Source organism: Bradyrhizobium zhengyangense (assembly GCF_022012555.1).
Classification (GTDB): Bacteria; Pseudomonadota; Alphaproteobacteria; order Rhizobiales; family Xanthobacteraceae; genus Bradyrhizobium; species Bradyrhizobium zhengyangense.
The window spans coordinates 1-12,410 of sequence record NZ_JAKLTZ010000003.1 but is presented as its reverse complement, the minus strand read 5'-3'; the positions used below and the strand labels follow the sequence as shown (position 1 = coordinate 12,410).

General features: G+C 61.4%; 12 protein-coding genes, 2 tRNA genes and 2 pseudogenes. 7 read left to right on the top strand and 9 right to left on the bottom strand.

The features are described from left to right. Positions 1–24: 24 nt before the first annotated feature. Together L6639_RS10460 and L6639_RS10455 are read right to left on the bottom strand one after the other, a co-directional pair. Positions 25–807 (bottom strand): efflux RND transporter periplasmic adaptor subunit, encoded by a 783-nt coding sequence (locus tag L6639_RS10460; RefSeq protein ID WP_237861337.1) that lies wholly within the window; start codon positions 805–807, stop codon positions 25–27. 75 nt (positions 808–882) lie between these two features. Beyond that, positions 883–1,290 (bottom strand): hypothetical protein, encoded by a 408-nt coding sequence (locus L6639_RS10455; protein ID WP_237861336.1) that lies wholly within the window; start codon positions 1,288–1,290, stop codon positions 883–885. Between L6639_RS10455 and L6639_RS10450 the strand changes: the two genes are divergently transcribed. Next, positions 1,239–1,562, top strand: coding sequence for a GNAT family N-acetyltransferase (locus L6639_RS10450; protein ID WP_271605984.1), 324 nt, complete (start codon positions 1,239–1,241; stop codon positions 1,560–1,562). The two genes, L6639_RS10455 and L6639_RS10450, sit on opposite strands and share 52 nt — an antisense overlap. A gap of 114 nt (positions 1,563–1,676) precedes the next feature. Here the strand turns inward: L6639_RS10450 and L6639_RS10445 are convergent. Beyond that, positions 1,677–1,762, bottom strand: a tRNA-Tyr gene (locus L6639_RS10445). Between the two features lie 207 nt (positions 1,763–1,969). Between L6639_RS10445 and rlmB the strand changes: the two genes are divergently transcribed. Continuing rightward, entirely contained in the window at positions 1,970–2,800 is an 831-nt protein-coding gene (gene rlmB / locus L6639_RS10440) for a 23S rRNA (guanosine(2251)-2'-O)-methyltransferase RlmB (protein WP_237861335.1), read from the top strand. 62 nt (positions 2,801–2,862) lie between these two features. Here rlmB and L6639_RS10435 read toward each other — a convergent pair whose 3' ends face one another. Beyond that, a complete protein-coding gene (locus L6639_RS10435; RefSeq protein ID WP_237861334.1) occupies positions 2,863–3,363 on the bottom strand; it encodes a hypothetical protein in 501 nt (166 codons plus the stop codon). Positions 3,364–3,404: 41 nt separating this feature from the next. Continuing rightward, on the bottom strand, positions 3,405–3,890 hold the full coding sequence (locus L6639_RS10430) for a hypothetical protein (RefSeq protein WP_237861333.1): 486 nt from the start codon (positions 3,888–3,890) through the stop codon (positions 3,405–3,407). Between the two features lie 304 nt (positions 3,891–4,194). Here L6639_RS10430 and L6639_RS10425 point away from each other — a divergent pair, with 304 nt between their 5' ends. Further along, positions 4,195–4,647: a hypothetical protein gene (locus L6639_RS10425; protein WP_237861332.1), complete on the top strand. Its 453-nt coding sequence runs from the start codon at positions 4,195–4,197 to the stop codon at positions 4,645–4,647. 165 nt (positions 4,648–4,812) lie between these two features. Beyond that, a tRNA-Thr gene (locus L6639_RS10420) sits at positions 4,813–4,887 on the top strand. A gap of 565 nt (positions 4,888–5,452) precedes the next feature. Here L6639_RS10420 and L6639_RS43450 read toward each other — a convergent pair. Then, positions 5,453–6,520 (bottom strand): annotated as a pseudogene (locus L6639_RS43450) (recombinase family protein); the annotation flags it as partial. Continuing rightward, positions 6,501–6,692 (bottom strand): hypothetical protein, encoded by a 192-nt coding sequence (locus L6639_RS10415; RefSeq protein WP_237861330.1) that lies wholly within the window; start codon positions 6,690–6,692, stop codon positions 6,501–6,503. The gene L6639_RS10415 and the pseudogene L6639_RS43450, both read right to left, overlap by 20 nt. Positions 6,693–6,745: 53 nt before the next feature. Between L6639_RS10415 and L6639_RS10410 the strand changes: the two genes are divergently transcribed. Then, complete coding sequence (locus tag L6639_RS10410) at positions 6,746–7,042, top strand: helix-turn-helix domain-containing protein (RefSeq protein ID WP_237861328.1); 297 nt, start codon at positions 6,746–6,748, stop codon at positions 7,040–7,042. Between the two features lie 780 nt (positions 7,043–7,822). Further along, positions 7,823–9,022, top strand: coding sequence for an IS256 family transposase (locus L6639_RS10405; RefSeq protein ID WP_237861327.1), 1,200 nt, complete (start codon positions 7,823–7,825; stop codon positions 9,020–9,022). A gap of 1,447 nt (positions 9,023–10,469) precedes the next feature. Here L6639_RS10405 and L6639_RS10400 read toward each other — a convergent pair. Both L6639_RS10400 and L6639_RS10395 read right to left on the bottom strand, forming a co-directional pair. Then, entirely contained in the window at positions 10,470–10,634 is a 165-nt protein-coding gene (locus L6639_RS10400) for a hypothetical protein (RefSeq protein ID WP_237861326.1), read from the bottom strand. A gap of 165 nt (positions 10,635–10,799) precedes the next feature. Then, entirely contained in the window at positions 10,800–10,967 is a 168-nt protein-coding gene (locus L6639_RS10395; protein ID WP_237861325.1) for a hypothetical protein, read from the bottom strand. A 995-nt stretch (positions 10,968–11,962) separates the two neighbouring features. Between L6639_RS10395 and L6639_RS10385 the strand changes: the two are divergent. Continuing rightward, positions 11,963–12,340: pseudogene (locus L6639_RS10385) on the top strand (IS5/IS1182 family transposase); the annotation flags it as partial. Between the last annotated feature and the right edge of the window lie 70 nt (positions 12,341–12,410).

Genomic DNA, 12,410 nt, shown 5'->3' with positions numbered 1-12,410 from the left:
CGAACGGCAAATGTTTGCCGCGCCTCACTGCCCGCTCGGTGGGGCGATCACCGCACGGCCGCTCATGCCGGCCATCAGTTCCGGCGCGGTCTGCGAGATCTCGCCGATCACCTTGATGGTCTGGCTGACGGGGTCGACCCGCCCGCTGAGCCTCGTCACCTTTGCGGTATAGGATTTCTCGGTCTCGTGGATTTCGACCTTGAAAGCCATGCCGGGCTTGAGCCAGGCGAGCCAGCGCGACGGCGCGATCAATTCGACCTCGAGGCCGTGGTCATCGAGGATGTCGAGCAGAGGTTGGCCGGCATTGGTGTACTGGAATTCGCGCGCCTTCTGGTCCACAGCAATGCCGTCGAAGGGTGCGATGATGGTGCATTTGGCCACCGCGGCTTCGGCGGCGGAGCGATCGGCCTTGGCCTTCTCGACCTCCGCGGCCGCGATATCGAGCTCGAGCTGGCCGGTCGACTTCAGCTGCATCAGCCGCTGGTTGATGACGAAGGTTTTCTCAGCCTGGGTCAGCACCGCCTGGGCATGCGCCAGCTGCGCCTTCTGGGCGGCACAGTCAAAAGCCACGAGAACATCGCCCTTTTTGAAGCGCTCGCCGACCCGGGTCGCGATGCGATCGATCCGCGCCGCCATCTCGCTCGATAGCGTGGTGTATTGGCGCGGCGTGAGCTGGGCGCGAATTTCCTGGCCCGATTCCAGCACGGCAGCATCCGGGCCATCAGGCAGAGCCTGGGCACGCGCGCCTGGTGCCGAGACGCCGAGGAGGACCGCCAGTGCAGCGAGCCGAGCAAAGCGGCGCTTCACGCCGCGGCGTCGCGTGGGCAGATTGACTGCTCGATCTGCCCCGCATTTCTGCTCATGCGCCGGCATCGCCCCTGCTCAGTTGACGCCGGTCTTCTGATCGGACGCCGGAGGTGCAGCCGTGGTGGCGGTGGCGACGCTGGATGGCGCGGCGCTCGGCGGAACGGTCTTGGCGGTCTCCGACTTGACCGTTTCTGACTTCACCGCTTCCGGCTTGGCGGTTTCCGGCTTGGTCGTTGCAGTCTTGGCGGTTGCCGTGCTGGCAACGTCGGACGGCGCGGCGCCCTGCCCTGCATCCGCCACCGGCTCAGCGATCTGGCCGCGCTGCCATTCCAGCATGCCGCGCCTGATCTCCCTGGACAGCTCGATGACGTCATAGGAAGCGGCCGCGCTCGGCACCGGATCGACGCCCAGCGTCGCATAGATGCGTCCGAGTGCAGCCTGCGCCTCGGCATAGGCCTGGTACCGCCGCAGTTCAGAGAACACGGCTGGTCACCGATCGTGCTGGTCATCATATCGCGATCGTCGATTGGGCGATCGTGCCAGAGATGCGCGGCCGCGGCATCGGCACGGCGATCCTGCAGTCCCTCATGGAGGAAGCGCGACAGACAAACCGCGAGATCCGCCTCAAGGTCGCATCCAGCAACCCCGCGGCACTGCGGCTCTATCTGCGTCTCGGCTTCGCGCCGGTCGGTGCGCTTCCGCTCTATACCGAGCTCGCATGGAGCGTCGACGGATCGCAACGAAGGGTAGAATGAGCCGGTACACAGCCCGCCTGCGCCCTTCGGGCTACGGCGCGGCAGCCTTCGCTAGCTTCGCGACGAGCATCTGGGCTGGCCTGCCGAGCCGTAGCTCGCGAAGCGAGCGAAGGCTGGTGGGGGAGGCAGGACTCGAACCTGCGAAGCCATGAGGCGGCTGATTTACAGTCAGCTCCCTTTGCCACTCGGGACACTCCCCCGCTCGACGGCAGCACAATCGGGCCGGACCTTGCCGGCGGACCGAAGACGGCCATGGAACGTGAAGGCCGCGACAGCCCGGATGGGGGCGCGACCGGGCGCGTTTATGGGCGATGCGGTGGGGCAAAGTCAACCGAGGCGAACAGCTAAAATCGCCCTTGAAGGCACCCAAATTGCCATATTCCGGCACCCGTGACACAAGCGAGCCCATGAAGGACAAAAAGATTGCCCCGAGGGGGCCCCGTGGCGGGGCTAAGCCCTTCAACAGAACAGGAAAATCGGCTGGCCGGCCGGCCTGGCGCGAGCGCGATTCGCACCCCGATAGGCCCGTCATTCTCTACGGCTGGCACACCGTCACCATGGCGCTCGCAAACCCGCAGCGGCGGATCCGCAAGCTGACGCTGACCGAGAACGCCGCACGGCGCCTGGCCGATGAAAACATCCAAACCCGGATCGCGCCCGAGATCGTCCGTCCCCAGGAGATCGACCGCCTGCTCTCGCCCGATGCCGTGCATCAGGGGCTGCTCGCCGAGGCCGATCCCCTGCCCTCGCCCGACATCGAGACTTTGAAGCAGGAAGGCATGGTGCTGGTGCTCGACCAGATCACCGATCCGCACAATGTCGGCGCCATCCTGCGCTCGGCCGCGGCGTTCGCGGTGAAGGCGATCGTCACGACCGCGCGTCACAGTCCGGAAGCAACCGGCGTGCTCGCCAAGGCCGCCTCCGGCGCGCTGGAGCTGGTGCCCATGGTCACGGTGCAAAACCTCGCCCGTGCGCTGACCGCCCTGAACGAGCGCGGCTTCCAGACCGTCGGCCTCGACAGCGAGGGCAGCGCGGATCTCTCTGACGTGACCTTGCGCGAGCCGCTCGCCCTGGTGCTCGGCGCCGAGGGCAAGGGCCTCAGGCAATTGACGCGTGAGACCTGCAGCGTCGTGGCACGGCTCGACATGCCCGGCGAGATCAAGAGCCTCAACGTCTCGAATGCCGCCGTGCTTTCGCTTTATGTCGGTGCTGTCAGGCTGGGGCTGATGAAGCCCTAAAAAGCAAAGCGCCCGTCCGCATCCACGCGAACGGGCGCTTCGTTGGCTCAGCCGATCAGAGATCAGTAATAGCGGCGCAGCACGCGATGGCCGCCATAGTACGGCGCGTAGCGATGGGCGTAGCCATAGCGCCGACCGTAGCCGTAATGCGGGCGCGGCAGATAGCCGTAGCGCGGGCCGTAGCCGTAGCGATACGGACGGTAGTACGGGCGGTGATGATAGGCGTACGGCGCAACGGCAGCCGCGCGATAGCCATAGCCGTAGCCATAATTGGCGGGCGCGACGACCGCGTCTTCCTGGTAGGTCGGGGTCGGCGCGAAGGCACCCGGACCGGTGTAGGTCGGGCCCTGGTTGACGTAGTAATACTGCGAGGTCGGCTCGGCGAGGCGCTCATAGCCATAACCATAGCCGGCGCCGTAGCCATAACCGCCGCAACCGGTGTTGCAGCCGGAATAGACCGGGGCAACCGGCTGGCACGGGTTGAAGCCGCAGGCCATCGCGGGCGCAGCGCCCACAAACATCACGGCAGCTGCCGCGACCAGTCCTGAAATCATCTGACGCATTACTCTCTCCTGTTGATTTCCGTCTTGTTGTCTGACGTTTCTTAACCCGGCGGCCTGCCGGGCATTCCTGTACGCGGCCGTGGCCGTGGTGGTCGCGGCTGGTCGTTGATCTCCGGCGCGAGGATCACCGGCGGCGGGTTGACCGGCACATCCATCTGTGGCGGCAGCGGCGCCGACGATGCGCCCCAGCTCTGGTGGTAGTTCTCCGCGGGCTTTGGCAATTTGCGGTTCGCGGGCGGCTCGACCTCGAGGCGGCCGTAGCCGGGCTGCAGGCCCAGGCTCGGATAATAATGGCCGACGTCGGAGGGCTGCCGTTCCGGGACGTACACCCCGCCATAGATCGTGGGCTGCACCTGGACGTTCTTGCCCAGGCCCCAGACACCTTCGACCACGGCGTAGGACGCATCGATATTGTTGATGATGATGGGCACGCCGGGACGGCCGGGCACGACGATGTCGAAGCCGCCGCCGGCAAAGGCCGTCGCGGGCAGTCCGATCAGAAAGATTGCGAGCGCGGATGCGCGCATGAAAGAGTCCCGGTTATCCGGCCCGCAAACTATCCGATCGCGACGCAGAGAGGGTTAAGGACAGCTGACCAAATTCAGGTAAGCCTAACGCGTAAGGATCTCGCACTGCTCAAATGCCGTGACGCGCACTAGCGAAGTGTTAACGGGACACGCCATCCCGGCGCCGATGTGCCTGCAGTTGCGCGGCATAGACTTCACATCCTGGGCGCGCTCACGTCGATGTGACCCCAGCTGCGAAGAAGGTGCGGAACGACTACCGCAGGTCGTACTTAGCACTGATCTCAACAAACGTGGAGGAAGTGCCATGACGAGCCTGAAGCTAGTTGGCTTGGCCGCAATCGTCGCGTCTGCGCTGGCGACGCCAGCCCTCGCGCAAACCGCGGCTGACAATGCGGCCCGCTGCGCAGGTCTCTTCCAGGATCCCAGCTGCCAGAATCTCGGTCCAGGCCATCCCGCCAATGACCGCGCCTATCGCCGCCGGCACATGGCGCATCGGCAGATGAATCCGAATGATGGAACACAATCGGGATTCGCGCCGCTCGACGCCGCGGATGCAGTGGCCGGCGCTGCCGTCGGTACCGCGGCAGCGGTCGCCAGCGCCCCGTTCCAGGGCTGGGGCAATTCCTACGCGAGCTACGACCGCGGCGGACCTGCCTGGTACGGCGACTGGAACGCTTATGCCGCCCGCAACGGCATCGTGTGCAGACCCGGCACCTGGTTCAAGGGCGATGACGGCCGGCAGCACCTCTGCCAGTAAGGCCCGATGTCAGGCGAAATGGTTCAGGCGGCCGAGGGGCCGCCTGTTTCATGCCGGGTAAATCGCCGCCGCGGGTTCTGGCACTTGGCAAACAAGTCTGGTATTGCGACGCGCGGACGGGCGGCCCGGCACATGCTGGCCCCTGCCCGCTTCCTCAAGCGCGTCGCCGGCTTAGCTCAGCGGTAGAGCAGCGGTTTTGTAAACCGAAGGTCGGGGGTTCAATCCCCTCAGCCGGCACCATTGGTTTAGCCGACACAACGGACTTACCTATGCGGGCCGATCTGCCCCCCATAGTTAAGGCCGCCTGCACGGCCTCAGGGCGCCCAACGGGCGCCCCAATCAATGCTGCCAGCCGGCCACGGGTTTCCACTGTGTAAGGCTCACCGGGCTTTCTGGGCAGCACCACGACGCTTTCAACTAGCTCCCGAAAGCTGGCCGCGATTTGAGGGTCTGCGCGATCCCCAGCACCGGCGATTTGCTCCAAATTCTGCCTAAAGCGAGCCACGGCAGTGGGATGCAGGTCTACCGAAACGATCTTCTCGTCTGCCGTTGCCAACTCCCGCTCTAACCGCGCCTTCTCAGCGCGTTGAGGCTCCAGCCGAGAAGCAATTTCCTCCATTCCGAGGAGCCCCTTCTCGACGGCGGCAATCAAGTTGTCGATTGCCTTCTGACAGCCCACAATCTGCGCCGTGATCTTTGTCCTATCGCGGCGCGCGCTCGCGGATAGCGCCCTCCTCTCGGCGAGATAGGCTTCGACAAACTTGCCCATTTGCTTGGGGTTGTCGATCTGCGCTTTCAGCCGGGTAAGAACAAGCCCCTCGATTTTCTCGACATAGTACCGCGTGCCGTTGTCGCAGGAACCGCTTTCCCGATGGCGCGTGCATTGGACGCGCGGGCCGGAGCGGTCATGGCCCATCAACGACATGCCGGAACCGCAGGCACCGCAGCAGAGCAAACCAGACAGAAGGCGGGTAGACTTAGGCCGCCTGCGAGAGGCAGGCGTTCCAGCCTCAAGGCGTCGTGCTCGGACCGCGTCGAACAGTTCGTCGTCAAGGATGCGCAACGCATGCACCTCCTGAACAACCCACTCGCTTTCAGGATTGGTTCGGGTCACGCGTCGCGCGGTTTTTGGGTCTTTAATCGACCGCCTCTTGTTCCAAACCACACGACCCACGTACCGCTCGTTTAGAAGTAAGCCCTGCCCGCGCGCGGTGTTGCCGTTGATCGTGGAAGCGTTCCACTTACCGCCACGAGGCGCGGGAATGTTGTCCGCATTCAGCCCTGCAGCTATGGCGCGCGGCGACGAACCGGCAGCGTATTCTTCGAAGATGCGCTGCACGATTGCGGAGGTCTCCGGATTGATATCGAGAACGCCGGCTTCGCCCTTTCGTGGTGTGTAGCCGTATAGATCGCCGCCCGCACTACGCCCCTGACGAACTACGCCACCGAGTCCGCGCCTAACCTTCTGAGCAAGCCCCTTCAAGAACAAGGCGCTCATGGTGCCTTTGACACCAATGTGCATTTCATTGATCAGACCGTCAGCCATCGTATGAATCTCCACTTCCGCGAAATTCATATCTTCGAATAGCTGTGCAATATCCGACTGGCTACGCGACAGTCTGTCTAGGTCTTCCGATAGGATAATATCGAACGATCCTGCGTGCGCTTCACTGACCATCTTTGCGAACTGGGGCCGACCAAAAATCGAAGCACCCGACGCGGCGCGATCATAGAAGTTTCCTACGACCTTCCAGCCCTGCTTCGCTGCAAACTTTTCGCAGACAGCAATTTGGTCTTCGATAGACCTATCGTTTTGCAAGTCAGACGAATAACGCGAGTAGATCGCGGCCCGCTTAGTGGATCGTGTTGTCATCGGCTGCGCTCATTGCCTGAAGGTGGTCGATACGGGCTTGGTTGCGGGCGAGCGCAATTACGAACTGATCCAACGCGGTTTCCAGGTGAGCATCTAAGACGGCGCTCCCGGCAAACAAAAAGGCCGGAGAAACATTGTTATTGGCCGGTGTCGGCAATTGATTTGGCTGCATATTTTCTCCAATAATCGTCCGATTCATTATCCGACGATTGGTCGGATTTCAATGTGTCCGCAGAAATAATGGTTGAGCGAGATTTCTCCCTGTTGGCAGCGCAGATTAGGGCCGCGCGCGGGTTGCTTGGTTGGTCGCAGGATTACCTATCCAAAGGCTGCAAGATACATCGCAGCACGCTAGCCGATCTTGAAACTGGCAAGCGCGAGCCGCATGAAGCGACGCTGTTGGTTCTAATGAGCGAGCTAGCCGCAGCGGGTGTCGTCTTCACAGAGACAGGCGTTGAGTTTCGGAAGTGGCCGCCGAAGGCTTATGTGCCAGCCGGTATCAAGAACCCGAAGAAGAAGTGATCGCCTGCAGGACGGCCTGTCCCGAGACACCACGCCAAACCGAAAACGGAAAAACCCTAGCTCCGGCCAGAGCTAGGGCTTCATTTCCAGAAGGTGCGTTCAGCAGGATGGGGCCAGCAGAACGCGCCTGCACTCTCTCACGTTCCACGTTCAAGCTAACTCATCGTTACTATGCGCAGAGCGCAAAGCCCGGACCCCGCAGATGCTGCCAATTTTCGATAATCGGCAGTATTCGACCGGAGGTGCGCTCGGAATTCCAAAACCTTAAGGTGCCCGCTTTTTAAGGGCATTTGAATGAGGCGGGCCGATCCTCCTATTCTCATTTGCAGGCAATGCAGGCGGCCCATGGAGTACCTTGCGACACTCCCAAAGATTGCAGGTTTGCCGGCTGTGTATGCCTACCGCTGCTTGCCCTGCCTGAGGGTCGACACGATCCCTATACCAGCGCGGTAGGATTTCTGCGTACTTGGAAGGCCGCTGCCTCGAACGCAGCGTCGATTGTCGTGAACTGCACTTCTGCTCTCGCGCGCTTCGGCGTCGATGCTCTAGTGATTAGCCACATGCTGCTAGCACAGCCAGCACATTCATAGAGCTTTAGCTCGCATCCTTCAGCCATCGGAAAAGGTCGTGTCCCCGAGGGTGGTGTAGCTGGGTAGAGCAAAGCCGCCCGGACGCGCGCCCCCAAATAGCGCCGTAGCGGGCGGGCGGCTTTGCGGTGGTCACCGGCAGTTCTCCGGTAGGATCGGGTTGCGACACGCCAACGCAACCGAGGAACCACCGATGACCGACGACATGATGAACCTGCGCACGCTCGTGGAGAAGACCCCTGATGCCGATCTCTTGCGCGAGATGATTGGCTTTGCTGCCCAGCGCCTGATGGAGCTGGAAGTCGAAGGCCAGACCGGGGCGGCTTACGGCGAGAAGAACCCCGAGCGTCTGGCCCAGCGCAACGGTTACCGCGACCGGATCTGGGAGACCCGGGCCGGCACGGTCGAGCTTCGCATCCCCAAGCTGCGCAAGGGCTCCTATTTCCCGGGCTTCCTGGAGCCGCGCCGCATGGCCGAGAAGGCGCTCACCGCCGTGGTGCAGGAAGCCTATGTGCAGGGCGTCTCGACCCGCTCGGTGGACGACCTGGTGCAGGCGATGGGCATGACCGGCATCTCCAAGAGCCAGGTCAGCCGGCTGTGCGGCGAGATCGACGACAAGGTGAAGGCCTTCCTCGCCCGTCCGATCGAGGGCGACTGGCCCTATCTGTGGATCGATGCAACCTACGTGAAGGTGCGGCAGAATGGCCGCATCGTCTCGGTCGCAGTGATCGTCGCCGTCGGCGTCAACAGTGACGGCCGGCGCGAGGTTCTCGGCATGGATATCGGCCCGTCCGAAGCCGAGACGTTCTGGACCGCGTTCCTGCGCAAGCTCGCCCGCCGCGGCCTGCGCGGCGTCAAGCTGGTCGTCTCCGACGCCCATGAGGGCATCAAGGCCACCGTCGCCAAGGTGCTCAATGCCAGCTGGCAACGCTGCCGCGTGCACTTCATGCGCAACGCATTGGCCCATGCCGGCAAGAGCGGACGACGCGTCGTCTCAGCCTTCATCGCCACGGCCTTTGCCCAGGACGATGCCGAGGCGGCCCGGGCGCAATGGCGGAAGGTCGCCGATCAGCTCCGCCCCAAGCTGCCCAAGCTTGCCAGCTTCCTCGATGAGGCCGAGACCGATGTGCTCGCTTATATGACCTTCCCGCCGCAGCATCGAACCAAGCTGCACTCGACTAACCCAATCGAGCGCCTCAACGGCGAGATCAAGCGGCGGACCGAGGTGGTCGGCATCTTCCCCAATGAAGATGCGATCGTGCGACTGATCGGCGCGATCCTGCTCGAGCAGAACGATGAATGGGCCGTCCAGCGAGCCCGCTACATGACACTGGAAACCATCGCGCCATTGAGCGATGATCCAACCGTCAGCCTTCCGGCGATCGCCAGCTGACCTGCCCGGCTCCTGCCGGTGAATGCGGTGCCCCGACGCCAGCTACACCACGCAACGGGACACGATCATCGGAAAAAGCGCAATCAGCGCTCTGGCTCGGCAGCAAACGATGCATCCGGCTTCGCCGTGCACGCGAGTCCCCCCAATTCCGACCCCAACCAAAAGAAGTCTGAGTCTGGAATCGAGAGCAATGCCGTACAGCTAGTAATTCAGCGGCGTGCTAAAATCGCCACACCGACGTGTGTTCCTCTGACGGAACAACGATTTAATGTGCGACGAAATCATCCTGAAACAATCTGCCGCTTCAATCCGTACGTCCGGGAGCGAGATTTCATCCTTAAACGTATTTCACCCGGGGCTGGATTTAAGACCGATCATTTTGACCAGCGGAAAGGGTCGTCCGATCAGGCGGCCCTTTCTTCTTCGTTAGCGCTTTCCCCGCACAAGCAACGTCCAAACAGGTGACGCACCGTCCCAGCGTCGCAGGCGTCCGTCGAACCGCACTCGTACCCCAGCTTCCCGCAGCCGCTCGACGACAAGATGAAGCGCGATCACGTCGCCCTCTGCCAATTCTAAGCAGCCGCGCTTGCGAGACCACACCGCACCTGGGAAACGAAAAAGATTGTGCTTTAGCCATCGGCCGCCGCGCTTGGAGAGCGTAGCAGGTCTACCTGCGCGCCTTTCCGTGGCCTCACTCCGACATCCGGCAGGCGAAGCCAATTCGCAATCCATCCCATCTGCACCCCCAGCCCTCTCGGCTTGCACGAAGCCGAATGAACTTGTCAATTTCGACGAAGGGTCAAATAGAGTTGCAGCCCTACGCGTATCGCTGCTTGCCCTGTCGGAGGGTCGACACGATTGCCATCCCTGCCGAGACAGATCGCGCGCTCCTGACTTGGCCCGGGAACCAGTTCAGCATGGGCCCGTTCACGTCAATGACGTTCACGGTCGAAATCTACGGGACTGCCTTAGACGGTTCAGAGTGGCTTATTCACCGAACGACCGTTTGGGCCAACAACCCACTCGCAGCGCGCAAGACAGCGCACACCCTTCTAGCCGAGCGTAAGAAGGCAACACGCGCTTGCGTGATGAACGCGCAGGGGGACATCGTTTATATCGTCACCAAGTAAGCGCGACGGCCCCCAGCGCCGCGAGGGGCAGAGGAACGGGGACGCCGGCGCCGCGAGCGCGCCAACTCGAATACACTAGCGCACCAACCGCCCAACAGGACGAGCGCCGCCGTCGTTCCTACCGGCAGATGAATCCTTCGGATCGACTGTGCACTTTGGTACGTAAGAACCTCGCTACAGCGTCGCGACCCCTGCTCAGCGCAATCTTGCAATGACCGGAAGCACGCTTGTCGCGTCGGCCTCTGGCGGGCCGACTAGAGCCCAGATAGCGAGGGACAAGACAAGCGCGCTGAAAACGGTCCACGCTGCCAATCGTATCACGGCACCATCGCCATTACTGACAGATCGGCATCACTGAAGCTTGGACCGCCCGATGCAAAATAGATTGCGGCGAGTAGAACTCCTGCGAATGCGATGTAGCCGAGAATAATCAAGCCATCGTGGCTGCGAACAGAAGACGGAATGGTGTGTGCAATTGCCATGACCAAATTCCCTGTCTGAAATGGCGCTTCGTTGCGCCACACCATTTTAGGTTTGGTCTGCCAAGTCGCTGTGAAGCAATTCACAGCATTGGCGCACAAATTTTCGTCATTTATCCGTTAGTTGTATTTCCTGCAAATGCTCGCGAGTTGGATGCCGACATCAGGTCACGACTCGCCGTTGATTTTGTTGGCCGCCAGACTTAGCTCCAAATCGGTTAGCCGTTCGATCAGCCGCTCTACAATTTCTTCGCAATCAGATGGAGCGAGCGAATTCACGCCACGTGCGGCAAGCTCGCTTTCAAGAAGTTTGGCCAGCATCGCCTTCACGCTCATATGGCGCAATCCAGTTGCCATGAAAAAAGCAAACGATGAACCGCTCGTAGACAGACGCGCAATCCGTAGTAAGACGCAGATTCTTCGCGCCAACACCCTCTCGTCCTTCGACCACGCAGCATTCATAACCTGAAATTAGGAGACGACGGCTAGCCTCAGGCTGTCCGGGGACGGGTGGGATGCTCTCAACCCCCACTCGCGGATAAGGCCCCGGCTATCGCGAGTACCGGGGCCTTTGTTTTGCGCGCGGATAAATCAGTCGTCTTTAAGTGAAAGAGGCCGCCAACTGAGGCGGCCTCTTTCAGCGCCCATTTATCTGCTAATCGCATCTTATGCTTGATCCGTTGGTGGCGCACACATGCCCCCACGAATAGCCTATTCCTGACCCGTTATCATAGTACTTGAAATCAAACCCAGGAATATGGATCTGGAGGAGAAGATTCGGTTCCCCGCCCGAAATCATTTCCAGTTCGTCGCACGAAAGCAGATTGATTTCGCGTTCCATGTCTCTGTCTCCTGTTGTTCAACGAAGCGACCACCCGCCTCGTTAGGTTGAGGAGACTAGATGCCCCACCGCGCAACGTGCCGTGAGGCAGATCACTGCGCTCGGAAATAGGCCAGCGCCCCACCTCTCATAAGAACATATTGCGAACATGAACAAAACTGGTACACTCCTCGGATGCCTGTTTCCGCTTCGAGCCAGCCCGATTCCGACCACCTCGAAGCCGCGGCCGATCAGGCGATAGAAGCTTGCGGCGGAGACGCGCGTGAAGCTGTCAAAGCCTTGATCGTTGCCAACGAATTTCTTGAGCGGCGGCTAGAGGAGCTTGCTTCGCCAGGCTACGCGCGTGGTCGCGTGCTGCCGCGTGACCGAAAAGATTGGTACGATTGAATCTTAACGACTTACAAAATTCCATAAATGCGACTAGCACAGGCTTTGACTGAATCCGGCGCCCCATCAGCGAGGTCCTGAAGGTAACGCAAGAATTCATCTGCGGTATCTGCGCCAACTCGATAGCGCCGATCGGCAGGAGCCATCGGAAGCGATCAGCATCAAGACGACGAGGATCAAGAAAAAGATCGCTCGGCTGAAGCAGGAGATGAGCCGCCTGGAAGTGCTTGATGCGCAGATGCGCAACACGCCGGATCAACAGATATCGCTGACCGACCCGGATGCCCGTTCGATGGCCACCAGCGGACGCGGATCGGGTGTCGTCGGCTACAATGTCCAGGTCGCGGTGGACACCGAACACCATCTGATTGTTACGCATGAGGTCATAAACGTCGGCAACGACCGTGGGCAGCTTGCTCGGATGTCGAAGCAAGCCAAAGAAGTGCTCGAAGTGGACAAACTCGAGGCGGTCGCTGAGCGAGATCGCCGCCAGCATTTAGCCAGCGCATCGGACCAGGACAACAGCAACGCTCGCAGGAGGTCTTGGTCAT